Source organism: Streptomyces sp. NPDC001492 (assembly GCF_053597275.1).
Window position 1 is genome coordinate 137,967 of the sequence record NZ_JBSFHW010000011.1, and the last position, 26,416, is coordinate 164,382.

Genomic DNA, 26,416 nt, shown 5'->3' on the forward strand with positions numbered 1-26,416 from the left:
CAGGGCCCGGTGCCGGGGCTGAGCGCGGTGCGGCACACCGGGGACGGGTTGCCGGACAGGGGGACGTGGCTGCTCGGGTCGGCGCGGTCCCGGTGCTCTTGTGCGGCGCGAGCGTCGCGGGTGCGGGAATGGCGTGGAGCGGGTCGGGGCCGGTGCCGGGGCTGAGCGCGGTGAGGAACACCGGGGACGGGTTGCCGGACAGGGGACCTGGCTGCTCGGGTCGGCGCGGTCCCGGTGCTCTTGTGCGGCGCGAGCGTCGCGGGTGCGGGAATGGCGTGGAGCGGGTCGGGGCCGGTGCCGGGGCTGAGCGCGGTGAGGAACACCGGGGACGCGTTGCCGGACAGGGGGACGTGGCCGCCTGGGTCGGCGCGGTCCCGGTGCTCTTGTCCGGCGCGTCACGGCTGCGGGAATGCCGTGGAGCGGGTCAGGGGCCGGTGCCCGGGCTGAGCACGGTCAGGAACACCGAGGACGCGTTGCCGGACACGGGGACCTGGCCGCCCTTCCAGGTGACCGTGAGGTGGTCCCGCTCGTCGGGGGGCGTCACCAGCAGGGCGGCGGGGGTGGCCGGGTGGGCGCCGCTGACCTCCGGGTTGGAGAACGTCAGCCCCGCCCAGGCGCTCTTGCCCGGCGCCAGCGTCACCGTCGTGGGAGTGCCCGAGGAGCGCTTCGGGTCCGGGCCCAGCTGCCGGCCCGAGGCGTCCACGAAGGCGGCACCCGGATAGCCGCGAACCGTGCAGCTACGGGAGGACGCGTTGGTCAGGACGACCGGGAAGTTCTCCTGCCCGGCGCCGGGGTCGTTCGGCCCGACGGTCGCCCGCAGCTCCGACGTGTGGCAACGGCCCCCGGTGGTGCCGGCGGGCACGGACTTCGCCGGGGGCGCGGTCACGGTGGTCTTGCCTGGAGCGGAGCCCGACACGGATGCGGATGCGGACGCGCTCGCCGAGTCGGTGCTGTGGCCCCCCGTGGCGGGCGCGGCCGTACCGGGCAGTGTCTGGGTGCTCGTCGTGCCGCTGCCGCCGCTGCTGCCGCAGGCCGTCAGCAGACCCAGCACCGCGGCCGCACTCGCCAGCAGGGCCGCCCGGTGGACGGAAGGGGACTTCTTCGCCATGTGCCTCAACACTCCCGGTGATTCCTCGCACACGTTCTGGTGTGTACGTACGGCGCCTCTGTGCCCCGTCACACAGGTCCGATGCATGGCGGGGCGAAAAAGTTCGCGCGAGGGCCGAGTGTTCCGCGTCAGCTTCCGGTGCGTACGGAGGCGAGGACGCGGTCGGTCGCATGCGCTCGGCCATTCTGGCGGATCTGCACGTACACCCGAGTCTGCTGCCTGCCGTCCGCCGGGGCGAGCGCGGCCTCCGTGACCGACCCGCCGCCCGGGCAGCCGTCCCAGGTGCGGACCCTGCCGTGCCACACGGTGCCGGTGTAGGCGCGGGCGCCCTCGTAGTGGCAGCCGCGGTGAGTGAGGGCGTTCACCGCGGCCGTGAGGTCGCCGTGCTCGCTCAGGCCCACCAGCACGCCGTTCACCTCGGCTGTCAGGTCCTGCCACGCGGTCAGACGGTCCGCGACGGCGAACCCAGGCTCATGACCGGAGGGCAGACCGAGCGCCCGCGGATCCCACCCGGAGTCGCGCAGCTGCCGGTCCCAGCCGCGGGGAACCTCGGCGACGACACGGCCGGTCGTGTCCGAGACCCGCACATCCGCGGTGACCGGGGCCTGCCGGTCGACCAGTGCCAGCGTCACTCCGACGGCCGCGGCCACGGCCACGGCACCCGTGAGGGTGAGGGCCGTCCGGTGTCTTCGGGGCCGGTGACCGGAGGAGGCCAGCCGTTCCAGCTCCAGCGCGAAGGCCTCGGCATCGGGCCAGCGGCGTCTGCGGTCCGGCGCCAGCGCCCGCATCAAGGCCCGCCGGACGTCAGGAGCCAGATCCGGACGCAGCCGGTCCGGCCGTACGACCCTGCCGGGCTCGCCCGGAACCGTGCCGGTGACCAGGTGGTAGGCGACCGCGCCCAGGCTGTACACATCGGCCCGGGCGTCGATGCCCGCGCCGGCTTCGGCCTGCTCCGGCGGCCGGTATCCCGCCGAACCCGCGGCCTGCGTGAGCCCCGAAGCCTGCGCCAGGCTCTTGGCGAGACCCAGGTCGGCGAGCAGCACCCGCGACCCGCCGTCCGGGGAGGAGCACAGCAGCACATTGCTCGGCTTGATGTCCCGGTGCACGATCCCCGCCGCATGCAGCGCCGCCGCACCGCGGGCGGCCAGCGCCGTCAGCCGCAGCGCCTCCGGCACCGGCAACGGACCGCCGGCCGGCAGATCCGCGAGGGTGCCGCCGTCGGCGTACTCCATCACGAAGTACGGCCTGCCGTCGGGGAGTTCACCGATGTCGTGGACCTGCACCACCCGGTCCGAACCCGCCCGTCGCAGCATCCGCGCCTCGGCCAGGAACCGCTCCCGCACATCGAGCCGGTGCGACCAGTTGTCGGCGAGGACCTTGACCGCCACCGGTGCGTCGAGCTCGTCGTCATGGGCCAGCCAGACCGTGCCGAACGCGCCCGTGCCCAGGCGCCGTTCGAGGCGGTAGCGCCCGATCCGCTCGACGGAATGCATACGACTATCATGCCTGGACGTGGATCGTTCCCGAGGAGAGCCCCAGGTCGCGCCCACCGAGGACCTGGCCCGCAGTGCCGCGGCGGGCGACCCGGCGGCGCTGGAGGGACTGCTCCGGGCGATCGGGCCCGAGGTGGTCCGGCGCTGCGGCCGCTTCCTGCCCTGCCGCGAGGACGCGGAGGAGGCCGCTCAGGACGTCCTGCTCCAGGTCGCCCGGAAGATCTCCACCTTCCAGGGCCGCAGCCGCTTCAGCACCTGGCTCTACACGGTCGTCGCCAACTGCTGCCGTCAGAAGTACCGCGAACTCAGGCGGCGCTCGGCCGAACAGCCGGCCCCGATCGACGCGGCCCAGGTCGCCGATCCGCGCACGACCAGCGTCATCGCCGGGTCCCGCCTCGACCTGCTGGAGGCCCTGGACCGCCTGGAGCGCGAACACCCCCAACTCGTCGAGCCCCTGGTCTATCGCGACATCTGCCAGCTCGACTACGCAGAGGCAGCCGAGCGCGCAGGCATCCCCCTCGGCACCTTCAAGTCCCGCCTCCACGAGGCCCGCAAACAGATCAGACCCTGGCTGACGGAAGCGCCCTGAAGGGGCGCGGGGCTGTGTCCATATGCGGCTCCGCCGCGCGGGCCCGACCAGCCACAACGCACCGGCAGACGCAAGACGACCCCACCGCGCAGCCCCGCGGAGCGCTACTCGTCGAGCAGCCCGATCTCCGCCCAGATGGTTTTCCCGTCGGCGGTGTGCCGGCTCCCCCACCGCTGCGTGAGCTGAGCGACCAGCAGCAGCCCCCGCCCGCCCTCGTCCCACGTCTTCGCGCGCCGCAGGTGCGGAGCCGTGTGGCTGGTGTCCGAGACTTCGCAGATCAGCGTGGCCTCGTCGTGGATCAGCCGCAGCCGGATGGGGTGGGCGCCGTACCGGATCGCGTTCGTGACGAGCTCGCTCACCACCAGCTCGGCGGTGAACGCCGCCTCCTGCAGCCCCCAGATGTCCAGCTGCTCGACGACCTGCTTGCGGATCGGCGCCACCAGTGCCGGGTCGGCGGGGATGTGCCAGGTCGCCACCTGCGAGGACGGCAGCCCACGGGTGCGGGCCAGCAGCAGGGCCACGTCGTCCAGGGCGCCGCCCGCGGGCAGCAGGTCGTGCAGCACCCGGTCGCAGGTCTCGTCCAGCGAGTCGGAGTACGTCTCCAGCGCGTCGCACAGCATCCGGTGGCTGGTGTCGACGTCCCGCTCTCGGGTCTCGATCAGGCCGTCTGTGTAGAACGACAGCACGCTGCCCTCGCGCAGCTCCAGTTCGGCCGATTCGAACGGCAGCCCGCCCAGGCCCAGCGGCGGCCCCGCCGGCAGGTCCACCTGCTGCGGAATGCCGCCCGGCGGGACCACGACCGGCGACGGATGCCCCGCCCGGGCCAGCGTGCAGCGGCGCGACACCGGGTCGTAGACCGCGTACAGACAGGTGGCGCCGACCTCTCCGGGGCTGCCGTCGTTGCCTGCCTCCGCGGACAGCCGGACGACCAGATCGTCCAGGTGCGTGAGCAGCTCGTCGGGGGCGAGGTCGATGTCGGCGAGGGTGCGCACGGCGGTGCGCAGCCGGCCCATGGTGGCCGAGGCCTGGATGCCGTGCCCGACGACGTCCCCGACGACCATGGCGACCCGCATCCCCGACAGCGGGATCACGTCGAACCAGTCACCGCCCACGCCCGCCCTGGCCGCGGGCAGATAGCGCGAGGCCGCATCCACCGCGGCGGTGCGGGGCAGTGAGCGGGGCAGCAGGCTGCGCTGCAGGGCGAGGGCGGTCTCCCGTTCGCGGGAGAAGCGGCGAGCGTTGTCGATGCAGACGGCGGCCCGCGTGGTGATCTCCTCGGCCAGCAGGACGTCGTCCGCGGAGAAGGGGTCCGGCCGCCGGAACCGGGTGAGGACCGCGACACCGAGGGTCTGACCGCGGGCCTGGATCGGCACGGACATCGTGGAGTGGATGCCGTACTCCTTGACCCGGTCGGCACGTGTCTTGTGCCAGCTGAGCCACAGGTCGAGAGCGCCCGAGGAGACGGACGCGACGATCGTACGGCCCGCGATCAGCGAGTCGGCCTGGGGTGAGCCGGCCGGGTAGTGCTCCAGCTGCCCGGGCTGGAGGACGGCCTCGGGCGTGCCGGGATTGACCGAGAGGTGTGCGGCGCGGCGCAGCCCGACGGGGGCGGTCAGCCTGAGCGGCGGCTCGCCGCCGTGCTCCTGGAGGTCCAGCAGGTCGACGCTGACCAGGTCGGCCAGGGCGGGCACGAGGACGTCCGCGAGCTCCTGCGTCGTACGGGTGACGTCGAGCGTGGATCCGATGCGCACACTCGCCTCGTTGACCAGCTGCAGCCGCTCCCGGGCGAGGTAGTTGTCGGTGAAGTCGTGCGCGGCAAGACACACGCCCCGCACCCGCCCCTCGGCGTCGGTGACCGGCGCCATCCGGGCCAGCCAGGCGTGCGCGCGGTCCTCGCCGCCGGTGCGCATGTACGTCTGGACGTCCAGTGGGCGCCCGGTGGTGAGCACGTGCACCATGTGCGCCTCGAGCTCCTCGCTCTGCGGCTTGCCGCCGATCTCGGCCAGGCGCAGCCCCCGCATGCGCTCCTCCGGCAGGCCGATCACGTCGACCATGGCGTCGTTGACCCTTCGCAGCCGCAGCCGCTCGTCGTACACGGCGACCGCGCAGGGCGACTGGGTGAGCGCCGCCTGGGCCAGCGGGTCGTCGGGGGAGTCGGGGGCGTCGCCGTCCAGCGGGCTGAAGAGGAGCCACCGGCCGGGCGTGTCGTCGCGCGAGGGACGATGGTGGGCGAGCAGCCAGACGGACACCTCGTGGCCGTCGCGGTGGCGCAGTGCGACGGTGCCGTGCCAGCGGGCCCCGGCGGGGGCGAGGACGCCCCTGTCCGCCAGCAGGTTCCGGCCGGGACGGCCCACCACCTCGGTGACCGGCCAGCCCAGCAGCCGCTCGGCACCCGCGTTCCACTCGAGAAGCGTGCCGGATTCATCGATGACAGCCCGCGCCGTCGCGGCATCGTCGAACGGATACTCCGGGCTCATCGTCGCCACTCCATCGCGAACACTCACAGTGAACCGCCGGGTCACTTGAGTTCCAGCCTAGTCCGTCGGCGAACCGCGCGGACGGGAACCCCCGGGGGCGCGCGGTGGCCCGGTCAAGGGGCAATTCCGGCCGTTGTGACCCCTGGGGCAGAAGGGCACTGCCGCACCCTTGACGGCTCTGTGTGGCGCCGCGTCAGAATCTGTTTGTTCGCGATCAGTTGTGAGTACTTCTGGGCCCTGATGAGGGGGAGCCGCCATGACAGTGACTCGGAGATCGGTTCTGCTCGCTTCCGCCGCCGCGCCGGCGGCCGGAGCGCTTCTTGCCACCCCGGTGGCCCGGGCCGCCGAGGCCGCCGCGGGCGGATCCGGCCGCCGTACCGTCGCCCTGCGCGACGGCTGGCGTTTCGCGCTGGTCAACCCGGACGGGATCACCGATCCGAGCGGCGCCTACGCACGGGCCGCCGACCCCGGTTACGACGACTCGGGCTGGCGCCAGGTGGCGGTGCCGCACGACTGGAGCATCGAGCAGACCCCGACCACCGAGCACGGCACCACCAGCGGCACCGGTTTCTTCCCCGGCGGCCTCGGCTGGTACCGCCTCGCCTTCACCCTGCCGCCCGCCTTCGCCGGCAAGCGGATCTCGGTGGAGTTCGACGGCGTCTACATGGACTCCTACGTCTACTGCAACGGCACCCAGGCCGGCCGGCACCCCTACGGCTACACCGGCTTCGCCTTCGACCTCACCGACCTGCTGCACACCGACGGCACCACCGAGAACGTGATCGCCGTCAAGGTGCAGAACCAGCTCCCCAGCAGCCGCTGGTACTCGGGCAGCGGCATCTACCGCGAGGCTCGCCTGGTCGTCACCGAGCCGGTGCACGTCGAGCGCTGGGGCACCTTCGTGACCACGCCGGACATCACCGCGGAGCGGGCCCTCGTACGCGTACGGACCTCGGTGGTGAACGAGTCCGGCGCCGCGAGCCAGGTCGAGATCCGCTCGACGGTCAAGGACCCCGACGGCCGTACGACGGCCCGCGCCGCCACCACGGTCACGGTCACCGACCATGCGGCCGAGACCCACGAACTCATCGTCCCCCAGCCCAAGTTGTGGGACATCGAGGCCCCGCACCGCTACACCCTGGAGACCGAACTGCGCGTCGGCGGCCGGGCCGTCGACACCTACCGCACCCCCTTCGGTATCCGCACCTACCGCTTCGACCCCGACGAGGGCTTCTCCCTCAACGGCACCCACACCAAGATCAAGGGCGTCGACCTGCACCACGACCAGGGTGCCCTCGGCGCCGCGATCAGCGTCGACGCCGTGCGCCGGCAGATGACCATCATGAAGTCGATGGGCGTCAACGCCTTCCGCACCTCGCACAACCCGCCCTCGCCGCAGATGATCCAGGTCTGCGAGGAGCTGGGCATCGTGATGATGGTCGAGGCCTTCGACTGCTGGCGGACCGGCAAGACGAAGTACGACTACGGCCGCTTCTTCGAGGAGTGGTGCGAGAAGGACGCCACCGAGATGGTCCTCGCGGCCCGCAACTCGCCCGCCGTGGTGCTGTGGTCCATCGGCAACGAGATACCCGACTCCACCTCCACCGCCGGACTCGCCATGGCGGACCGGATCATCGGTGCCGTCAAGGCGGCGGACGACACCCGGCCGGTCGTCATCGGCTCGAACAAGTACCACGGCGTGCCCGCCACCGGCTCCGCGGCCGACCTCATGCTCGCCAAGCTGGACGGCCTCGGCCTCAACTACAACACCGCCAGGTCGGTGGACGCCCTGCACGCCAAGTATCCCAAGCTCTTCCTCTTCGAGTCGGAGTCCTCCTCGGAGACCTCGACCCGCGGCTCCTACCAGGAGCCCGAGCACCTCAACACCGGCGAGAACCACACGCCCGGCAGACGCGAGGTCTCCTCCTACGACAACAACCTCGCGTCCTGGACCATGAGCGGCGAGTACGGCCACAAGAAGGACCGGGACCGCAAGTGGTTCGCCGGGCAGTTCCTGTGGTCCGGCATCGACTACATCGGCGAGCCGACCCCGTACGACGTGTTCCCGGTCAAGGCGTCCTTCTTCGGCGCGGTCGACACGGCCGGCTTCCCCAAGGACATGTACTACCTGTTCCGGAGCCAGTGGACCAGCGAGCCCATGGTCCATCTGCTGCCCATGAGCTGGAACCACGAGCAGGGCGACACGGTCGAGGTGTGGGCCTACTCCAACGTCGACACCGTGGAGCTGTACCTCAACGGAAAGTCCCTCGGCACGCGCAGCTTCGACACGAAGAGGACCACGGACGGCCGTACGTATCTGGAGACCACGGAGGCCACCGGCGACGACAAGACCTTCACCACCGGTCCCTTTCCCGGCAGTTACACCAGCCCGAACGGCAGCGCCGGCAAGCTGCACCTGACCTGGAAAGTGCCCTTCCGGCCGGGCGAGTTGAAGGCGGTGGCCCGCAGGGACGGGAAGGTCGTCGCCACCGATGTGCTGCGCACGGCGGGCGAACCGCATGCCGTACGGCTCACGGTGGACCGCACGTCCCTTGTCGCGGACGGGCGTTCGCTGGCCTTCGTGACCGCGGACGTCGTCGACGCGCGCGGGGTGGTGGTGCCCGACGCCGAGCATCTGATCACCTTCGACGTGACGGGCGGATCCCTCGCCGGGCTCGACAACGGCCGGGAGGAGAGCGCCGAGCGCTACCAGGCCACGACCCGTACCGCCTTCCACGGCAAGGCCCTTGCCATCGTGCGCGCCGGCACCGAGGCCGGCACCCTGAAGGTGACCGCACGGGCCGAGGGGCTGCGGGCGGGAACGGCAACCGCGCGCACCACGCCCGCCCGGTCGGCCGCGACGACCCCGGCGGCCGCCTTCGGCCCTGAGCACCCGGCGCCCCCGAACCACCCGTATGCGGACGCCAGTTACTCGGGCCGTCCGGACACACTCCCTGCCGCGATGCTCGACGGCGACGCGGCCACCGGCTGGTCCAACGCCTTCAGCAAGTCGGCGACGGCCCTGCTGCCCGCCTTCAACGGCGCGCGGGAAGAGGACTGGGTCTCGGTGGACTACGGGCGGGCCCGGACCTTCGACCGGGTGGAGGTCTCCTTCACTGTTGACGCGACGCACAGCCTGCCCGCGTCGGTGGAGGCGGCCGTGTGGGACGGGCGCCGGTACGTGCCCGTCACGGGGGCGGCGGTCGACTGGGCCACCACCTCGGACGCGCCCACCGTGCTCAGCTTCGACGCGGTGCGCGGCTCCCGCCTGCGGCTCACGCTGACCAGCGCACACCCGGGCGAAGTCCTCGGGGCCGTGCGGATCAGCAAGTTGGAGGCACCGGGAGGCTGAGCGGCCATGGCGGTCCGGGCGGGAAACCAGTCCTGTCCGGACCGTTGACGGAGTGTCATGGCGCGAACAAGCATGAGCTGCGTCCGCATCTGGGAGCGCTCCCACCCCGTTGGGTCGGCGAGCGTCACCCGTACCTCCGCCAGAGGAGCCCAGACGTGAAACGACACAGAACCGTTCTGCTGACCCTGACGGCCCTGTTGGGGACGGCGCTGACCGGGGTGCCGGCCCCTCCGGCCGCCGCCGACGAGGTCGAGCAGCTCAAGAACGGCACCTTCGACACCACCACCGACCCCTGGTGGACCACCACCAACGTCACCGCCGGCCTGTCCGGCGGACAGCTGTGCGCGGATGTGCCGGGCGGCACCACCAATCGCTGGGACGCCGCCGTCGGTCAGAGCGACGTCACTCTGAAGAAGGGGGAGTCGTACAAGTTCAGCTTCAAAGCGACCGGTTCGCCCGAAGGGCACGTGGTGCGGGCGGTCGTGGGGCTCCAAGTGGCGCCGTACGACACCTACTTCGAGGTGAGCCCGCAGCTGAGCGTCTCCGGCAACACCTACTCGTACACCTTCACCTCGCCCGTCGACACCACCCAGGGGCAGGTCGCCTTCCAGGCCGGCGGCAGCACGGACGCCTGGCGGTTCTGCATGGACGACATATCGCTGCTCGGCGGTGTCCCGCCCGAGGTGTACCAGCCGGACACCGGGCCGCGGGTGCGCGTCAACCAGGTCGCCTATCTGCCCTCCGGCCCCAAGAACGCCACCCTCGTCACCGACGCCACCACGAAACTGCCCTGGCAGCTGAAGGACGCCGACGGTGCGACGGTCGACCGCGGCTGGACCGTGCCGCGCGGGGTCGACGTCTCCTCCGGGCAGAACGTCCACTCGATCGACTTCGGTGACCACCGCAGGCAGGGCAAGGGCCTCACGCTGGTCGCCGACGGGGAGACCAGCCGCCCGTTCGACATCGGCACCGGCGCCTACGAGCAACTGCGTCTCGACTCGGTGAAGTACTACTACACGCAGCGCAGCGGCATCGCGATCCGCGACGACCTGCGCCCGGGCTACGGCAGGGCGGCGGGCCATCTCGACGTGGCGCCCAACCAGGGGGACGGCAAGGTCCCCTGTCAGCCGGGCGTGTGCGACTACACCCTCGACGTCACCGGCGGCTGGTACGACGCGGGGGACCACGGCAAGTACGTCGTCAACGGCGGCATCGCCACCTGGGAGCTGCTGAGCACCTACGAACGCGAAAGGCTCGCCCGCACGGGGGAGTCGGAGAAGCTGCGGGACGGTACCCTCGCCATCCCGGAGAGCGCGAACAAGGTGCCCGACATCCTCGACGAGGCCCGCTGGGAGCTGGAGTTCCTGCTGAAGATGCAGGTGCCCGACGGGCAGCCGCTGGCCGGCATGGCCCATCACAAGATCCACGACGCACAGTGGACCGGCCTGCCACTGCTGCCCAGTGACGACCCGCAGAAGCGCGAACTGCACCCGCCGTCCACCCAGGCGACCCTCAACCTGGCGGCGACGGCCGCCCAGGCGGCCCGCCTCTACCGCCCCTACGACCGCGCCTTCGCGGCGAAGGCCCTCACAGCGGCCCGCAAGGCCTGGACGGCGGCGCTCGCCCACCCCGCCATGTACGCCTCCGCCAGTGACGGCACCGGAGGCGGCGCCTACGACGACACCAACGCGAGCGACGAGTTCTACTGGGCGGCGGCGGAGCTGTATCTGACCACGGGCGAGAAGGAGTTCGCGGACTATGTGCGCAACTCCCCGGTCAACACGGCCGACATCTTCGGCCCGCTCGGCTTCGACTGGGGAAGGACGGCCGCTGCGGGACGCCTCGACCTCGCGACCGTGCCCAGCAAACTGCCCGGCCGGGACAAGATCCGCCAGTCCGTCGTCAAGGGCGCCGAGCGCTACCTGGCCACCCTGAAGTCACAGCCGTACGGCATGCCCTACGCGCCCGACGACAACGTCTACGACTGGGGCTCCAGCCACCAGATCCTCAACAACGCGGTCGTCCTGGCGACGGCGTACGACATCTCCGGTGCCGCCAAGTACCGGGACGGCGCGGTCCAGAGCATGGACTACATCCTCGGCCGCAACGCGCTGAACATCTCGTACGTCACCGGCTACGGCGAGGTGAACTCCCACAACCAGCACAGCCGTTGGTACGCCCACGAGCTCGACCCGAGGCTGCCGAACCCGCCGCACGGAACCCTGGCGGGCGGGCCGAACTCGTCCATCCAGGATCCCTACGCGCAGAGCAAACTCCAGGGCTGTGTCGGTCAGTTCTGCTACATCGACGACATCCAGTCCTGGTCGACCAACGAGACGGCCATCAACTGGAACGCGGCCCTGGCCCGGATGGCGTCGTTCGTGGCGGACCAGGGCTGACACCCGTCAGGGCTGCGGCTCGCGCTCCACGAGCTCGGGTCGCGGCTCGTGTTCCACGAGTTCCCCCTGCCGCAGATGGGCGGTGAGGGTGTGCAGCTCGGCCTGATCGAGCGGCTGGTGCACCTCGACGTACTCGCCGTGCGGCAGCCGCTTGATCAGACCCGTCTCCCGGCCGTGCAGCACCAGCTCCGCATCCCGCAGTTGCAGACCCAGGCAGATGCGGCGGGTGACGACGAAGACGACCGCGGGAAGGACGAACACCGCCACGCGGACCGTCCAGGTGACCGTGTTGATCGACAGGTGCAGACGGGTGGCGACGATGTCGTTGCCGCCGCCCGCCAGCAGGATCAGATAGAGGCTGATCCAGGCCGCGCCGATCGCGGTGCGGACCGGGCGGTTGCGCGGGCGGTCCAGGAGGTGGTGCTCGCGTTTGTCGCCGGTCACCCGCGCCTCCAGGAACGGGTAGATCCCGATGAAGACGAGGAGCAGCGGGAAGACCACGATCGGTATCAGCACGCCGAGGACGAGCGTGTGGCCCCCCAGGGTGATCTCCCAGCCCGGCATCACCCGGACCAGGCCCTCCGCGAAGCCCAGGTACCAGTCGGGCTGGGCGCCCGTGGAGACCTGGTCGGGGCGGAAGGGGCCGTACACCCAGACCGGGTTGATGGTCGCCACCGCCGCGACCATCGTCAGCGCGCCGAACACCAGGAAGAAGAACCCGCCCGCCTTCGCCAGGTACACCGGCATGAACGGTGTGCCGACGACGTTGCGTTCGGTGCGTCCGGGCCCCGCGAACTGCGTGTGCTTGTGGTACACGACCAGGATGAGGTGCGCCACGACGAGCGCCGCCATGATGCCGGGGATCAGCAGGATGTGCAGCGAGTAGAAGCGGGCCACGATGTCGTGGCCGGGGAACTCGCCGCCGAACAGGAACATCGACAGATACGTCCCGACGACCGGCACCGACAGCAGGGCGCCGTTGACGAAGCGCAGGCCGGTCCCCGACAGCAGGTCGTCCGGCAGCGAGTAGCCGAACAGGCCCTCGAACAGGCCGAGGAACAGCAGCAGCCAGCCGAACAGCCAGTTGACCTCACGGGGCTTGCGGAACGAACCGGTGAAGAAGTGCCGCATCATGTGCGTCAGCATCCCGGCGACGAAGACCAGCGCCGCCCAGTGGTGCAGCTGCCGTATCAGCAGCCCGCCGCGCACGTCGAAGCTGATGTGCAGCGTGGAGGCGTAGGCCTCGGACATCCGCACGCCGTTGAGCGGGACATAACTGCCGTGGTACGTCACCTCGTTCATCGAGGGATGGAAGAAGAGGGTGAGGTACACGCCGGTCAGGACCAGCACGACGAAGCTGTACAGGCAGATCTCGCCGAGCAGGAACGACCAGTGGTCCGGGAACACCTTGCGCAGGTACTTCCTGCCCAGCGAGTGGATGCCGAGGCGTCCGTCGAGCCAGTCGGCGACCCGCTCGCCCCGGCCCGATGTCTCGGTGGCGGTCACTCGTCCTCCTCGTCCTCGTCCTTGTGCACGTGCGTGAGCTTGTCGGGGTTGGTGACGATGTAGACGCCGTTCACCCGGTCGCCCTCGGGCGTGAGGTCCATGACCATCACGGCGTACGGGGCCTCGCCCTGGAACAGCACCGCGGCGTCGTCGCCGTTGACCCGGCGGTAGCGCAGGTCGAGCTGCTGGGGGCCGCGCCGCGCCGCGTACGAGGTGATGAGGCGGACCGCCTTGTCCCGGCCGTGCACCGGACGCAGCAGCCCCGCCTGCCTGCGCTTGCCGCCGCCGTCCGTCCACACCGTGACGTCCGGCGCCAGGATCTCCATCAGCTCGCCGATGTCCCCGCCGAGTGCGGCCCGCACGAACCGCTCGGTCGCCTCCTGCCTGACGCGCGGATGCGCCCGGTAGCGCGGCCGGCGGGCGAGCACATGGTCCCGGGCGCGATGGGCCAGCTGCCGTACGGCCGCCGGAGTGCGGTCGATGATCTCCGCGATCTCGGTGTGGGCGTACCCGAACACCTCGTGGAGCACGAACACGGCGCGTTCCAGCGGGGTCAGCGACTCCAGGACCACCAGCATCGCCAGGGACACGGACTCGTCCCTCAGCACCGGGTCGTCGGCGCTCGCGTCGTCGGCGACGAGCGGCTCGGGCAGCCACGGGCCGACATACGTCTCGCGGCGCCGGGTGATCACGGCCTGCCGCTGCAACGCCTGGTTGACGGCGATCCGGACCAGATAGGCGCGCGGGTTGGTGATCCCCTCGGCACCCCGGCCCGACCACGCCAGCCAGGTCTCCTGCAGCACGTCCTCGGTGTCGGCGACGCTGCCCAGCATGTTGTAGACGAGGCTGAACAACAGCTCCCGATGGTTCATGAAGACATCGGTCGCCTCGTCGGTGACCGGACTTCCGGTGCTGTGCGTCATGTGTGGGCCTCCCCGCTGCCGCGCTCACTACTCCGAGGGCCGGGAGGGGTCCGAATGTGACATGGAGCGGGCGAAATGTGACCTACGTCTCAGCAAATTCCCGCGGAGTCACACCCGCCCGCCGCCCCGCCCTCTTGAACGCGAGTCCGACACGAGTCCGACCTCAAGGAGACCGACATCGTGTTCAAGAAATGGCACGGCAACCCATGGGCGATCCTCATCACCCTCTCCCTCGGGTTCTTCATGACACTGCTCGACCTGACGATCGTGAACATCGCGATCCCGCAGCTGGGCGAGAATCTGCACGCGTCCCTCGACGAGATCCTGTGGGTCGTCAACGCCTACACGCTGGCGCTGGCCGTCCTGCTGATCACCGGCGGACGCCTCGGCGACCTGCGCGGCAAACGCAACCTGTTCGCCTCCGGGGTCGCCCTGTTCACCCTGGCGAGCCTCGCCTGCGGCCTCGCCCGCGACCCCGCCCAGCTCATCGCGTTCCGGACGGTGCAGGGGCTGGGCGCGGCGCTGCTGATGCCGCAGACCCTGTCGATCATCGCCGAGGTGTTCCCGGCCGACCGGCGCGGAGTGGCGATGGGTATCTGGGGCACGGTCGCCGGCGCGTCGGGAGCGCTCGGCCCGATCCTCGGCGGGGCGCTGATCACCCACCTGAGCTGGCGGTGGATCTTCTACGTCAACCTGCCGATCGGGGCGGCGGTGCTGCTGTTGACCTTCGCGATCATCCCCGGCGCGAAGCGCACTGTCCGGCACCGCTTCGACACCCTCGGTGTCCTGCTCGCCTCGGCTGCCCTGTTCTGCCTGGCCTTCGGGCTCACCGAGGGCCAGCGCTACGACTGGAACCGCTGGATCTGGAGCCTGTTCACCCTGGCCGCCGTCCTGTTCGCCGGCTTCCTGCTGCACGAGCGCGGCCAGCAGGCCAACGAGCCCCTCGTACCGTTCGCGCTCTTCCGGGACCGCAACTTCACCCTGGTCAACCTCGTCGGGGTCACGGTGGCCTTCGGCATCGTCGGCATGTTCCTGCCGCTGACGATCTACCTGCAGTCCGTCCTCGGCTTCAGCGCCCTCAAGTCCGGTCTGGTGCTGCTGCCCGTGGCGCTCGGCTCGTTCGTGACGGCGGGGCCCGCCGGAGCGCTGTCCGACAAGGTCGGCGGCAAGTACATCCTGCTGAGCGGGCTGCTCGCCTGGGCGGGCGGGCTGACCTGGGTCGTGACCGTCGCCGACGTCGGCTCCGGATGGCTCACCGTCGCACTGCCGCTCCTCCTCACCGGCCTCGGCGTCGGCTGCACCTTCGCGCCCTTCGCCACCGAGGTCATGCGGGGCGTCCCGGCGCGGCTGGCCGGAGCCGCCTCCGGGGTCACCAACGCGCTCAGGCAGGTCGGCTCGGTGCTCGCGGGTGCCGTCGTCGGCGCGGTGCTGCAGAACCAGCTCGCCTCCGCGCTCGCGGACCGGGCCCGTGAGAACGCCGGACGGCTGCCTGCCGCCTACCGGGACTCCTTCGTCGCCGCCTTCTCCAAGGCCGAGTCCGACGTCGGCGCCCGGCAGCAGGGCGGCGCGCCGCACGGGGTGCCGCACGACGTCGCCGAGCGCATGAGTGCCCTCGGCGGACAGGTCTTCGGCCACGGCTTCGTCGACGCGATGGGCCCGGCCGTGTACGTGTCCGCCGCCGTGCTGCTGACCGGAGTGCTCGCCTGTCTCGCCGTTCGACGCCACCACGGCCCGTCCGCCAATCCCCATGCCCTGCCGATCACCGAGACCGAACTGGAGGAAGCCGCCCGATGAGCATCGACTTCACCGCCATGTACGCCTCCCACGACGCCTTCCGACGCGACCTGGAACGCCTCGCGCAGGCGGTCGCCGAGGGCCGCGCGCACACCCCCGGCGTGCGCGCCGGATGGAAGAACTTCACCCACCAGCTGCACATCCACCACACCGCCGAGGACAGCGACCTGTGGCCGCGTGTGCGCGAGCGCGTCGCGGGGCGCCCGCGGGAGCTCGCCCTGCTGGACGACATGGAGGCGGAACACTCCCGCATCGACCCGCTGCTCGATGCCGTCGACACCGCCCTGGACGACCAGGCACCCGAACTGCCCGATCTTGTACGGGCGTTGACGGCAACCCTCGACGACCACCTGGGGCACGAGGAGGACAGCGCCCTGCCGCTGATGCAGGACGTCCTGACGGCCGCGGACTGGGCCGCCTTCACCGGCCGCATCCGTGAGACCCAGGGCCTGCGCGGCGCCTCGGTGTTCGTACCGTGGATCGTCGACGGCGCTGAACCCGCGGACCGTGTCCGCTTCCTCGGCGCCATGCCGCCCCCGGTACGCGTCCTCAACCGGCTCTTCTGGGAAGGGAGTTACCGCCGTAAGGGGCTGTGGGCCGGAGCCTGAGGCGCCAAGGGCTCCGCGGGATGTGCCGCGCTGAGTCGTCCTTCGTCCACAGCATCATCGTGGCTGGTCGCGCAGTTCCCCGCGCCCCTGCGGGGCGCGTTCCGCTCAGGCGGCATCGTGGAAGACGATGCCCAGCGCACGCCGGCGGCCGGAGCGCACAGTGCTCACACCGTGCCGCATCACCCCGGCCGCCCAGCCCCGCAGGGTCCGCACCGGCCGGTCCCGGGTGGTGAAGATCAGCCCGTGGCCCTGCCGGAGCGCGGTCGCGGTGCCCCGGGACTGGGCCCGCGGCCGCTGTTCGACCATCAGGAACTCGCCGCCGGTGTAGTCGCTGCCGTACTCGTCGAGGCCGACGACCACCTGGAGCGGGAAGAGCATCTCGCCGAACACGTCACGGTGCAGGGCGTTCCAGTCGCCCTCGGTGTAGCGCAGCAGGATCTGCGCCGAGCGGTCCTGTCCGGCCGTGTGACAGGCCTCCAGCCACGCATGGAGGGAATCCGGCCACGGTGCCGGGCGGCCCAGCCGGGCCGCCCAGTCCCGCGCGATCGGCAGCAGCCGCGGGTACAGGGCGGCCCGCAGGGCGGCCACCGGGGCCGGCAGGTCGTGGGTGAAGTAGCGGTACTCGCCGGAACCGAAGCGGTGCCGTGCCATGTCGACCGTGGTCCGGAAGCGCTCCGGCTCCTCGTACAGCGCGGCCAGGTCACGGCACTCGGCGGGCGTCAGCAGCGGCCCCGTCGGCGCGCTGCCGTGGACGTCCAACTCGGCGGCGAGGGCTGCCCATTCGGTGTCGGCGACCCGCCTGCGGGCCTGAGCCTCGGTGAGCGTCACGACCTCTCCTCCCGTCACCCCGGCATCGGCTGCGGCGCACCCTCATGGGTGAGCAGCCGCACCTTGCGCTCGACGCCGCCCGCGTACCCGCGCATCGAACCGTCGGCGCCGATCACGCGGTGGCAGGGCTGGACGATCAGCTGGAACCCGGTGCCCTCGGGGGCGAGGCTCAGCTCGAAGCGGGGGAGCCGGCCCGCGAAGCAGGAGGAGAGCCGCCGGGCGGCCTCACCGAACCCCTCGTCGGGGAGGGCCGTGCCCTCGCCCACCAGCAGCGGTTCACCCACCGGACTGGCGATCCTCGTGTACGTCGTCATGGCTCCAGTCTGCTGCGCCGCGCCACCCGCGACCGGCGGGAAACGGACATGGTCCTCAGCCGCTCCCGACGCTTTGAGGTACCGTAGAAAAGGTGCTGTGACCAGCGACTATTTACGCGTGAGTACCCCAGCGGTACCGTGAAGGCATGCCAGCCCTGAATGTCGAGTTCAGCGACCGCGAACTAGAGGACCTGCGGCAGATCGCCAAGGAGCGCGGTACGTCGATGAAGGCCCTTGTGCGCGAGGCGGCCGCGGCGGACATAGCCCGGCACCGCGCGCTGCAGGAGGGCGCGGAGGCGTTCCGCCGCTTCTTCGCCTCCCACGCCGACGAGTTCGCCGCCGCCTTCCCCGACGACGAACCCGCCCACGCCGGTGAGGGGCGGGTCGCCTGACCGATGGCACCCGTCATCCACATCGACGTGCCCTGGCTGCTCCAGCGACACGAAGAGGTCCTGCCGGACCAGCCCACCATCAACGACTTCTCGGCGCTGGTCGCCGCCGTCGCCCGCCACCGCGTGGACCCGCCGCGCCTCGGCGTGGACTCCGACCCGGCCTGGCGGGCCGCCGCTCTGCTGCACACCCTCGCCCTGCTCAAGCCGCTGCCCTCGGCCAACGCCCGCTTCGCCTGCGCGACAGCGGTGGCGTACATGTTCGTCAGCGACGTCGGTATCGACCCGCCCTACGGCGCCCTCGTCGACCTCGCCCGCGATCTGATCTCCGGCAAGGCCGACATCTACGGCGCGGCCGACCGGCTGCGCTCCTGGCAGATCTGAGAGCCGCCGGCCGAGGTCTGGACGACCCGCCCCCGGGGCCGCCGACCGAGGGCGGGAGGAACAAGGCCGGCGGCCCGTGCGGCGCAGGAGAGCCGCCGTCCTGCGCAGGGCCTCCGAGAAGGGCCGCTACCCAGTGCACTACGGGGTGGTGCGCGCCGGGAGCGTGCGCGTCGCTCCGGCGCGTGCGCCTGTTTCACACGGGGCGCTTGGAATGACGAAAGCTCATGCCGGTGAGGTGAGTTGTCGCCGTTTCTGACCGACCTTCAGAGGGTCGGATGTTGCCCAAGTGCCTTGTTGGCCATGAGTGTGTTGTGCAAGGGTGAACTACCCGTGCGGGGGGTGTAATGGCCGGGTGTCGATCGGCCAATCGGAAAACCGGGCCGGACGGACATACCTGAATTCACGCCCTCCTGTGTGCCCATGCGTGTGGGAAGGAATCCGCTCAGTGCCCACCCCCCACCCACCTCGTCCCCCTTATCCGCCACCCGGCAGGGCTCCCGGAGAATCCGACGAGAACCTCGCCACCCGGCTCAGAGGCCGCCCCGAGGGCGAGGTCGCCCAATCCGTCGCGCTGCTGATGGCGCGGCACTGGCAGCCCGCCCGCGACTACGCGGCCATCTGCCTGACCTCCCCGGCCGACCTCGCCTCCATGGTGACGGCGTCCGCCTTCCACCAGGTCCTGGACCGGCTGGCGCTGGGCGAGGCCGCGCTCGCGCTGCGCCCGCGGATGCTGGTGGCCGTACGCGATACGGTCCGCCTGTGGTCCGCCGAGGACCGGATATCCAGTGTTCTGCCGGAGCTGCAGAAACCCTCCGGCGGCCGCGGTATACGTACGGCGAAGTCCATGACGCCCGAAAACCGCAGGCTCGCCGAGCGGTCATTCCAGGCCCTTCCCGGACTCTCCCGGTGCTTGCTCTGGCACACCGAGGTCGAAGCGGAGTCCATAACCGTTCCCGCCGCTCTGCTCGGCATGGATACCGACACCGCGTCGGCGGCACTCGAACAAGCGCGTGAAAAATTCCGCGAGGGTTGTGTACATGCCCATCGGGAACTCGCGCCGAGCAAGGATTGCCGGTTCTACAACCGTCTCCTCGACGTTCCGATTCGCCGGGGCGGAACCCTGCTGCCGGATGTCCAGCAGCATCTTGCGGAGTGCCGTTACTGCCGTTCCGCCGCCGAACAACTGAGCCATTTCGAGGGCGGGTTGGGGGTGCTCCTCGCCGAGGCGGTGCTGGGCTGGGGCGCCCGGCGCTACCTCGACTCCCGGCCCGGCCGTACGCGACAGGAAACGCGCGCGAGCGGCTCCGCGCGGCACGGCGGAGGACGCTCACGCATCCTGCCCCGCATCCCGCTGCCCGGACGCCGGCAGCCGGGCGCGCCGCGGAACTCACGGGCGCTGCTGACCGGCGTGGGTGTCGTCTCCGCCGGACTGATCGCCAGTCTGTTCGCGGCTGGCCTGTGGTCGCACGACGACGGCGTCGCCCCGGCCGCCTCCACCAGCGCGGGCGGCGGCACCGCGCCGGGCGTCGGCTCCCGGTCCTCGCCCGGGTCGGCCCAACTCCCCACGGTTCCCGGGCAGTCGAGACTGCGCAACGCGGGCGCCGACCTCTGTCTCGACATCACGGGCAAGGTGAAGGCAGGCGCCGGGACCGGCCTCGCCGCGTGCTCGGACGCCGGCACCCAGCAGTGGTCGTTCGACAAGGACGGTCTGCTGCGCAGCGCGGCCGACCCCGCCCTGTGCCTGGACTCGCACGTGGACGCCGGCGTGGCCGTCCTCGGCAAGTGCGCCGCCGAGAAGGACAAGCGGGGCGCGGACGTGCGCTACGACCTCACCGTGCAGGGGGAGTTGCTGCCCCGCTGGGACGAGCGGCTCGCCCTCGCCGCAACGGCTGAGGAGCCGGGCGCGGACATCGTCGCCAAGGCCCGCGACGGCTCACCGGCGCAACGTTGGCTGGCCGATCCGACGGCGACGGCGACTCCGGGGTCGCTGTCGATCACGGGACCGGGGGTACCTGCGGCTGGGCCGGAGGAGTCGAGCGCCTGACAGCTCGGGGGTCAGGAGATCCGTGGCTGCGGGTGCGTCGTGGTTTGTCGCGCCCCTGCGGCGGAGCCGCATGTCGACACGGCCCCGCGCCCCTTGACGGGTGACGCCTAGGCCCCGTCGTTTGGATCAGCTCAGCGTCGCGGGGTCTGGCACGCCCTCCCCCACTGCCTTAAGGGCGTGGGGGGACCCCCAGCGGCGTTGTCGTCACTCTCCCCCACTCTCGGCTTCGCTCGAGCGTGGGGACCCCCATGACCCCGCTCGGGGCGGCTGCAAGGCGCAGTTCCCTACGGCCGACCTGATCCAAACGACAGGGCCTAGCTCACGACGTCCCGCGGTTGTCCTCCCGCCAGGAAGTCGGCGACGTTCTGCGCGGCGGCCAGGGCGATGCGGATCAGGGTTTCGCGGGTCACCCCGCCGACGTGCGGTGAGAGCACCACGTTCGGCGACTTGAGCAGGCGCAGGGCCGGGGTGGGCGGTTCGGGGTCGAAGACGTCGATGCCCGCCCCGGCCAGGGCGCCCTTCTCCAGCGCGGCCGCGAGGGCGTCCTGGTCGATGAGGGCGCCCCGCGCCGTGTTGATCACGAACGCCGTCGGTTTGAGGAGCGCGAGTCGCTCGGCGTCGAGCAGGTGCCGGGTCTCGTCGGTGAGCGGCGCGTGCAGGGAGACGTAGTCGGCCGTGCGCAGCAGTTCGTCGAGCGGGACATGGCGGGCCCCGCCCAGCCGGGACTCCGTCTCCTCGGGCAGTCGGCGACGGCCGGCGTAGACGATGTTCATGTCGAACGCGACCGCACGGCGGGCGACTTCCTGCCCGATGCCGCCGAGTCCGACGATGCCGAGCGTCTTGCCGCACAGTTCGGTGAGGGAGCGCTGGAGGCGGGGCAGTGCCCAGTCCGCCTCGACGAGCGCCGTGTGTGCGGGGATCAGCTGCTTGGCGAGCGCCAGCATGAGGGCGAAGGTCTGCTCGGCCACGTTCTGCGACTCGGCGCCGCTGGAGCCTATGTTGCACACGAGGACGTCACGGGCGCGGGCGGCGTCCACGTCGACGTAGTCGAAGCCGTGGCTCGCGCACTGCACCAGCTTCAAGTCCCGTGCGGCGGCGAGGTGTTCGGCGGTCACGGGGGAGAGCGCCGTGATGATCACGTGCGCGGCGCGGAGGGCGGCCGGGTCCTCGTCGGTCGCCTCGACGACGGTGACGTTCGCCTCGCCGGGAAAGAGCGTGGCGAGTCCGGCGCCGGCGGCGCGGCCCCCGACGTGCGGTGCGACGACGGCGAGAATGTTCCTCGGGGCTGTCATACGGAGTCCTCGATGAGGTCGGCGGAGCTGATCGTGGCGGGCGTGGCGTGTCCGGACAGGGCGAGCGTGAGGTCGAACTCGGCGAGCAGGCAGCGGATCACATGCTCGACACCCGGCTGACCGTCGAGACCGAGCCCGTACACGTACGGCCGCCCCAGCAGCACCGCCCGCGCGCCGAGCGCCAGCGCCTTGAAGACGTCGTCGCCGGTGCGGACACCGCTGTCGAACAGGACCGTCAGCCGGTCGCCGACCGCCTCGGCCACCCGGGGCAGCGCATCGGCGGCCGCGACGGAGCCGGCCACCTGGCGGCCGCCGTGATTGGAGACGACCACGCCGTCCATCCCGGCGTCGGCGGCCAGCCGGGCGTCGTCCGGGTGCAGGATGCCCTTGAGGACGATCGGGCCGTCCCAGTTCTCCCGCAGGAACGCCAGGTCCGGCCAGGTCTTGCCGGGGTCCGCGAACATGCCGACGAAGTGCAGCACGGCCGCGTTCGGATCCTCGTGCACCGGCTTGGCGAGACCCGCCTGGAAGGCAGGGTCGGAGAAGTAGTTCGCGGTGCCGACGCCGTGCAGGAAGGGCAGATAGGCCTGGTCGAGGTCGCGGGGCCGCCAGGCCAGCAGCGGTGTGTCGAGGGTGACGATCAGTGCCGTGAACCCGGCCGCCTTCGCCCGGTAGAGGAAGCTCCGCGTCACCTCACGGTCCTTGGCCCAGTACAGCTGGAACCAGCGCTCCGCGTCGCCCATCGCCTCCGCGACCTGCTCCATCGGCGTACTGGACGCCGAGGACAGGGTGTACGGCACACCCTGCGCGGCGGCGGCCCGGGCGGCCGCGCACTCGGCCTCCGGGTGCATGATCGACAGCACGCCGACCGGCGCCAGGGCCAGCGGGGCGGGCAGCGCGCGGCCCAGCACCTCGACGGACAGATCCCGCTCGTGCACGTCCCGCAGCATCCGCGGCACGATCCGGCGCCGCGCGAGCGCCGCCCGGTTCGCGCGGGCCGTGCTGCCGTCGCCCGCGCTGCCGGCGACATAGCCGACGGGCCCGGGGCCGAGCCGCTGCTCGGTGAGCTCCTCCAGCCGGGTCAGATCGGTGGGCAGCCTCGGTACGGCGCCCGACATCCCGCCCAGATAGATCTCGTACTGGAAGTCCGCCCAGTGCTTGGCCATGGATACGTCCCGCCCCTCGTCGCTGAGAACGCGTTGCATCCCGACGATACTGGCGAGTAGGCGCAGGTCCGTCCACCGGGGTGGACCCGGGGTACGAACCGAGTCACGCCCGCAGCGTGGCGGAAGGGCCCGACGAGGTCCCCTCCTGGACACCCGCTCCCGGCCCCGTGACCGGCGGCACCGCGACCTCGACGGTGCGGGCCAGCCGCGCCCCCTCGGGGCCGTACACGGCACGGGGCTCGGGGAAGATCCGCAGCAGGGCCAGATACAGCACGGCGGCCACCACCAGCGACAGCGGCAGGCTGATGTCGATGCCGTTCGCGAGGTCGCCCAGCGGGCCCACGAACTGGCCGGGGATGTTCGTGAACAGCACGCCGATCAGCGCGGACACCCACCACGCGGTCATGCCCCGCCAGTTCCAGCCGTGCGCGAACCAGTAACGGCCGCCGCGCTGACGGCGGTTGAAGACCTGGAGGGCCTCCGGGTCGTACCAGCCGCGCCGGGTGTAGAAGCCCAGCATCATGACGACCATCCACGGAGTGGTGCACGTGATGATCATCGTGGCGAAGGTGGAGATGGACTGGACGAGGTCGAGTCCGAACCGGCCGATGAAGATGAACGCGATCGACAGCACGCCGACGAGCACCGTCGCCTGCACCCGCGACAGCCGCGGGAACACGGAGGAGAAGTCGAGCCCGGTGCCGTAGAGCGAGGTCGTCCCCGTCGACATGCCGCCGATCAGGGCCAGCAGACACACCGGCAGGAAGTACCAGGCCGGCGAGATGGCGAGCAGCCCGCCCACGAAGTCGGGGGCGGCCGGGTCGACGTACTTCGGGGCCTTGGCGGCGATGATGCTCGCGGTCGCCAGACCGAAGACGAACGGCAGCAGGGTCGCGAGCTGCGACAGGAACGCGGCACCGATGACCCGGCGGCGCGGGGTGCTCGCCGGGATGTAGCGCGACCAGTCGCCGAGGAACGCCCCGAACGACACCGGGTTGGACAGCACGATCAGCGCCGCGCCGATGAACGACGGCCAGAACAGGGATTTGGTCGCCGCGTCCGCCGAGGCGGTGAAGACACCCGCGTACGACGGGTCGAAGTCACCGGCGAAGGCGATCGCGCCGAGCAGGAACAGCACGGTCGCCGAGGCCACCGCGACCTTGTTGACGAACAGCATGAACCGGAAGCCGTACACGCACACCGCGAGGACCAGGCCGGCGAACAGCGCGTACGCGACGACGTACGAGAGGGTGCCGCGCTCCAGTCCGAAGAGCCGGTGCGCACCGCCGACCAGGGCGTCCCCGGAGCTCCACACCGAGATCGAGAAGAACGCGATCGCGGTCAGCAGCGACAGGAACGAGCCGACCACGCGGCCGTGCACGCCCAGGTGCGCGGAGGAGGAGACGGCGTTGTTGGTGCCGTTGACCGGGCCGAACACCGCCATCGGGCACAGGATCAGCGCGCCCGCGAGGACGCCGAGAAGGGTGGCCGCGAGGCCCTGCCGGAAGGAGAGGCCGAAAAGGATCGGGAAGGCGCCAAGGACGCAGGTGGAGAAGGTGTTGGCGCCGCCGAAGGCGAGCCGGAACAGGTCGAGCGGGGTCGCGGTGCGGTCCGCGTCGGGGATGCGCTCGACGCCGTGGGCCTCGACCTCGGTGAGGGACGGCGGCGTGCTGGGGGAGTCGGACGACTGCGAGGACAAGGTGGCTCCAGCGGGGGCGGGACGGTGGAGCGCGTTGTGGCGCGGCGGGGCGGACGGCCGGTCGGCGCCGCTTGGGGTGTGCGGCGGGCGTGGCGGCCGTTCTCTCGACGGTGTGCCGACCGTAGGGCGGGACGCAAACCCTTCACCAGCGGACGGTTCATCCATCTTTCGCGTGGCGAGTGTACGAATCCTCCATCAGTCGTCGGTGGGTGTGTCCGTCGAAAGGTCCGTGGCGGCGTCCTGCGGTTCCGCGTCCGGGCCCTGTGCCCGCACCCGCTGCACGTGTTCGAGGGACTCACGCAGCTCGGCGAGCCAGTCGTCGGTGTGCCGCTGCACCAGGCGCACACACCAGGCGAGGGCGTCACTGCGGCTGCGGGCGACCCCGCCGGCGATCAGCGTGTCGAGGACCTGGCGCTCCGGCTGGCGCAGCCGGGTCATCACGGGCGCGGCCACGTGGGTGAACAGGGCGCGCTCGCCGCCGCACTCCACGCCCCAGGAGACCTTCCGGCGGAAGCGGTGCTCGGCCTCGCGGGCCACCTCCATGCGTGCCTCCCGGGTGCGCTCCCGGAACTCCTGGATCCTGCCCTGGACGGCGGCCTCCCGTTCGGCCTCCGAAGTGCCCTCGGCGAGCCGGGGCGCGGGGATGCGGCCGATCACGGTGATCTCCTCGCGGTCGACCGTGAGCTCGGCGAGCCCTTCGAAGAGGTCCTCGGGCAGACGGCCCGCGAACCAGCCGCGCAGCTTCTCTCGTTGCTCTGTCGTAATCATGTAATGACGATTACTCGACGCGGCCATGAACGCAAGGGGACGCCGGGGAGTCCGCCGACAGCTCAACCGGAATGTTTCAGGCCTATTAACGAAGCGTGGGAAATCAGCCACTTGGCTGCTTCGGGCGATCAAGAACCGCTCAGTTTCGGGGTTCAGGCGATCGGATTCCGTGACTTCGCGCCACTGATTCAACACGCAAGGTTACTGAAACACATGGGGTCGAGGTGTGTTTCCGCGGCGGACTCGGCAGACTCGCGCTCGCCGGTCCGACACCAACCCGAAACGGGCCGGCCCACCCCCGAATCCTGCGGAAGGATGCACACAATGCGGAACACCGCGCGCTGGGCAGCCACCCTCGCCCTCACGGCCACCGCCGTCTGCGGACCCCTGACCGGGGCCGCGATCGCCACGCCGGCCGCCGCCCCTGCCTCGCTCTACGCCCCCTCGGCCCTGGTGCTCACCATCGGCCACGGCGACAGCGCGGCCGTCGCGACCCCGATGCGCGCCGTCACCCTGAGCTGCGCCCCCACGGCCTCCGGCACCCACCCCGCCCCGGCGCTCGCCTGCGCCGAACTGCGCGGTGCCGCGGGTGACTTCGACGCCCTGACGGCGAGGGGCGAAGCGATGTGCACCAAGCAGTACGACCCGGTCGTCGTCACGGTCGACGGCGTCTGGCAGGGCAAGCGCGTCTCCTACGAACGGACCTTTGGCAACGAGTGCGTGAAGAACTCCTACGGGACCAGCGTCTTCGCGTTCTGAGAGACCGGGATCGCGGAGTCCTCGCGCACACCTGAAGAGGCCCGCCAGTGGGGAGTGCGAGTCCCTTGTCGCGGGGTACCCGTCGATCTCGCACCAGGGGTCGGCCGGGCGGAGTGGGGCCGCCCGCCGACTCCTGGCATCAGTTCCGCCCCTCCCCGGGGATCGCGGGGAGGGGCGGAAAACGTCCCAGCAGTCCCGCACCGCTCAGCAGTCGGTGGATGGCGGGCGCATCGGAGACGATGCGCAGCCGGCCGCCGCGCTCCCGGGCCCGCGCCTCGGCCCGGCACAGCACCCGCAGGCCCGAGCAGTCGAAGAACTCGACCTCCCGCAGGTCGACCAGCACATCCGGGACCGGCCGCGCGGTCGCCGCGTCCAGGTGTTCCCGGAGGAACTCCGCGGTCGCCAGATCGATCTCACCCGCGACCATGACCACGGTGAACCACATGCCCGCCCGGGTGCGGGCATGCGGGTTCGGCGCGGGTGGTTCGGAAGTGCGGTCGTCGGCATGCGGCGTCATGTCCGCT

21 protein-coding genes are annotated in these 26,416 nt (G+C 71.3%); 9 read left to right on the forward strand and 12 right to left on the reverse strand.

Annotation, left to right across the window (positions count from 1 at the left end):
- Positions 1 to 424: 424 nt before the first annotated feature.
- Complete coding sequence (locus ACWC1K_RS16780; RefSeq protein ID WP_450832029.1) at positions 425 to 1,108, reverse strand: DUF4232 domain-containing protein; 684 nt, start codon at positions 1,106 to 1,108, stop codon at positions 425 to 427.
- A 128-nt stretch (positions 1,109 to 1,236) separates the two neighbouring features.
- Positions 1,237 to 2,601: a serine/threonine-protein kinase gene (locus ACWC1K_RS16785; protein ID WP_450832030.1), complete on the reverse strand. Its 1,365-nt coding sequence runs from the start codon at positions 2,599 to 2,601 to the stop codon at positions 1,237 to 1,239.
- Positions 2,602 to 2,620: 19 nt separating this feature from the next.
- Here ACWC1K_RS16785 and ACWC1K_RS16790 point away from each other — a divergent pair, with 19 nt between their 5' ends.
- On the forward strand, positions 2,621 to 3,190 hold the full coding sequence (locus ACWC1K_RS16790) for an RNA polymerase sigma factor (protein ID WP_450832032.1): 570 nt from the start codon (positions 2,621 to 2,623) through the stop codon (positions 3,188 to 3,190).
- Between the two features lie 104 nt (positions 3,191 to 3,294).
- On the opposite strand, the gene ACWC1K_RS16795 is transcribed toward ACWC1K_RS16790, so the two are convergent.
- A complete protein-coding gene (locus ACWC1K_RS16795) occupies positions 3,295 to 5,667 on the reverse strand; it encodes a SpoIIE family protein phosphatase (protein ID WP_450832034.1) in 2,373 nt (790 codons plus the stop codon).
- 256 nt (positions 5,668 to 5,923) lie between these two features.
- Here ACWC1K_RS16795 and ACWC1K_RS16800 point away from each other — a divergent pair, with 256 nt between their 5' ends.
- Together ACWC1K_RS16800 and ACWC1K_RS16805 are read left to right on the forward strand one after the other, a co-directional pair.
- On the forward strand, positions 5,924 to 9,019 hold the full coding sequence (locus tag ACWC1K_RS16800; protein ID WP_450832036.1) for a glycoside hydrolase family 2 TIM barrel-domain containing protein: 3,096 nt from the start codon (positions 5,924 to 5,926) through the stop codon (positions 9,017 to 9,019).
- Between the two features lie 155 nt (positions 9,020 to 9,174).
- Entirely contained in the window at positions 9,175 to 11,418 is a 2,244-nt protein-coding gene (locus ACWC1K_RS16805) for a glycoside hydrolase family 9 protein (protein WP_450832038.1), read from the forward strand.
- 6 nt (positions 11,419 to 11,424) lie between these two features.
- Here the strand turns inward: ACWC1K_RS16805 and qcrB are convergent, their stop codons facing one another.
- Together qcrB and sigJ are read right to left on the reverse strand one after the other, a co-directional pair.
- A complete protein-coding gene (qcrB, locus tag ACWC1K_RS16810) occupies positions 11,425 to 12,924 on the reverse strand; it encodes a cytochrome bc1 complex cytochrome b subunit (RefSeq protein WP_450832040.1) in 1,500 nt (499 codons plus the stop codon).
- Entirely contained in the window at positions 12,921 to 13,847 is a 927-nt protein-coding gene (gene sigJ / locus ACWC1K_RS16815; RefSeq protein WP_450832042.1) for an RNA polymerase sigma factor SigJ, read from the reverse strand. The genes qcrB and sigJ overlap by 4 nt, the downstream gene beginning before the upstream one ends.
- A gap of 180 nt (positions 13,848 to 14,027) precedes the next feature.
- On the opposite strand from sigJ, the gene ACWC1K_RS16820 reads away from it, so the two are divergent.
- On the forward strand, positions 14,028 to 15,641 hold the full coding sequence (locus tag ACWC1K_RS16820; RefSeq protein ID WP_450832043.1) for a DHA2 family efflux MFS transporter permease subunit: 1,614 nt from the start codon (positions 14,028 to 14,030) through the stop codon (positions 15,639 to 15,641).
- Complete coding sequence (locus tag ACWC1K_RS16825) at positions 15,638 to 16,249, forward strand: hemerythrin domain-containing protein (RefSeq protein ID WP_450832045.1); 612 nt, start codon at positions 15,638 to 15,640, stop codon at positions 16,247 to 16,249. The genes ACWC1K_RS16820 and ACWC1K_RS16825 overlap by 4 nt, the downstream gene beginning before the upstream one ends.
- Before the next feature lie 105 nt (positions 16,250 to 16,354).
- Here the strand turns inward: ACWC1K_RS16825 and ACWC1K_RS16830 are convergent, their stop codons facing one another.
- Positions 16,355 to 17,077 carry a 2OG-Fe(II) oxygenase gene (locus tag ACWC1K_RS16830; protein WP_450832047.1) on the reverse strand — a complete coding sequence of 241 codons (723 nt, stop codon included), beginning with the start codon at positions 17,075 to 17,077 and terminating at the stop codon, positions 16,355 to 16,357.
- Between the two features lie 14 nt (positions 17,078 to 17,091).
- Positions 17,092 to 17,391: a methylated-DNA--[protein]-cysteine S-methyltransferase gene (locus ACWC1K_RS16835; RefSeq protein WP_450832049.1), complete on the reverse strand. Its 300-nt coding sequence runs from the start codon at positions 17,389 to 17,391 to the stop codon at positions 17,092 to 17,094.
- Between the two features lie 146 nt (positions 17,392 to 17,537).
- Here ACWC1K_RS16835 and ACWC1K_RS16840 point away from each other — a divergent pair, with 146 nt between their 5' ends.
- From ACWC1K_RS16840 to ACWC1K_RS16850, 3 genes are all read left to right on the forward strand, one after another.
- Entirely contained in the window at positions 17,538 to 17,783 is a 246-nt protein-coding gene (locus tag ACWC1K_RS16840) for a hypothetical protein (protein WP_030937710.1), read from the forward strand.
- 3 nt (positions 17,784 to 17,786) lie between these two features.
- Positions 17,787 to 18,164, forward strand: coding sequence for a toxin Doc (locus tag ACWC1K_RS16845; RefSeq protein WP_351476992.1), 378 nt, complete (start codon positions 17,787 to 17,789; stop codon positions 18,162 to 18,164).
- Between the two features lie 445 nt (positions 18,165 to 18,609).
- Entirely contained in the window at positions 18,610 to 20,208 is a 1,599-nt protein-coding gene (locus tag ACWC1K_RS16850) for an RICIN domain-containing protein (RefSeq protein ID WP_450832050.1), read from the forward strand.
- Positions 20,209 to 20,522: 314 nt separating this feature from the next.
- Here ACWC1K_RS16850 and ACWC1K_RS16855 read toward each other — a convergent pair whose 3' ends face one another.
- The 4 genes from ACWC1K_RS16855 to ACWC1K_RS16870 form a co-directional block, all read right to left on the reverse strand.
- Positions 20,523 to 21,500 carry a 2-hydroxyacid dehydrogenase gene (locus tag ACWC1K_RS16855; protein ID WP_450832052.1) on the reverse strand — a complete coding sequence of 326 codons (978 nt, stop codon included), beginning with the start codon at positions 21,498 to 21,500 and terminating at the stop codon, positions 20,523 to 20,525.
- The gene (locus ACWC1K_RS16860; RefSeq protein ID WP_450832159.1) at positions 21,497 to 22,666 is read right to left on the reverse strand and encodes a lactate 2-monooxygenase; all 1,170 of its coding nucleotides are present in this window, start codon (positions 22,664 to 22,666) and stop codon (positions 21,497 to 21,499) included. The genes ACWC1K_RS16855 and ACWC1K_RS16860 overlap by 4 nt, the downstream gene beginning before the upstream one ends.
- A 103-nt stretch (positions 22,667 to 22,769) precedes the next feature.
- Positions 22,770 to 24,365 carry a purine-cytosine permease family protein gene (locus ACWC1K_RS16865; RefSeq protein WP_450832054.1) on the reverse strand — a complete coding sequence of 532 codons (1,596 nt, stop codon included), beginning with the start codon at positions 24,363 to 24,365 and terminating at the stop codon, positions 22,770 to 22,772.
- Positions 24,366 to 24,560: 195 nt separating this feature from the next.
- On the reverse strand, positions 24,561 to 25,133 hold the full coding sequence (locus ACWC1K_RS16870; RefSeq protein WP_450832056.1) for a hypothetical protein: 573 nt from the start codon (positions 25,131 to 25,133) through the stop codon (positions 24,561 to 24,563).
- 324 nt (positions 25,134 to 25,457) lie between these two features.
- Between ACWC1K_RS16870 and ACWC1K_RS16875 the strand changes: the two genes are divergently transcribed.
- On the forward strand, positions 25,458 to 25,892 hold the full coding sequence (locus ACWC1K_RS16875; protein WP_450832057.1) for a protease inhibitor: 435 nt from the start codon (positions 25,458 to 25,460) through the stop codon (positions 25,890 to 25,892).
- 139 nt (positions 25,893 to 26,031) lie between these two features.
- Here the strand turns inward: ACWC1K_RS16875 and ACWC1K_RS16880 are convergent, their stop codons facing one another.
- Positions 26,032 to 26,409, reverse strand: a complete 378-nt coding sequence (locus ACWC1K_RS16880; RefSeq protein ID WP_450832058.1) for an STAS domain-containing protein — start codon at positions 26,407 to 26,409, stop codon at positions 26,032 to 26,034.
- Positions 26,410 to 26,416 lie beyond the last annotated feature (7 nt).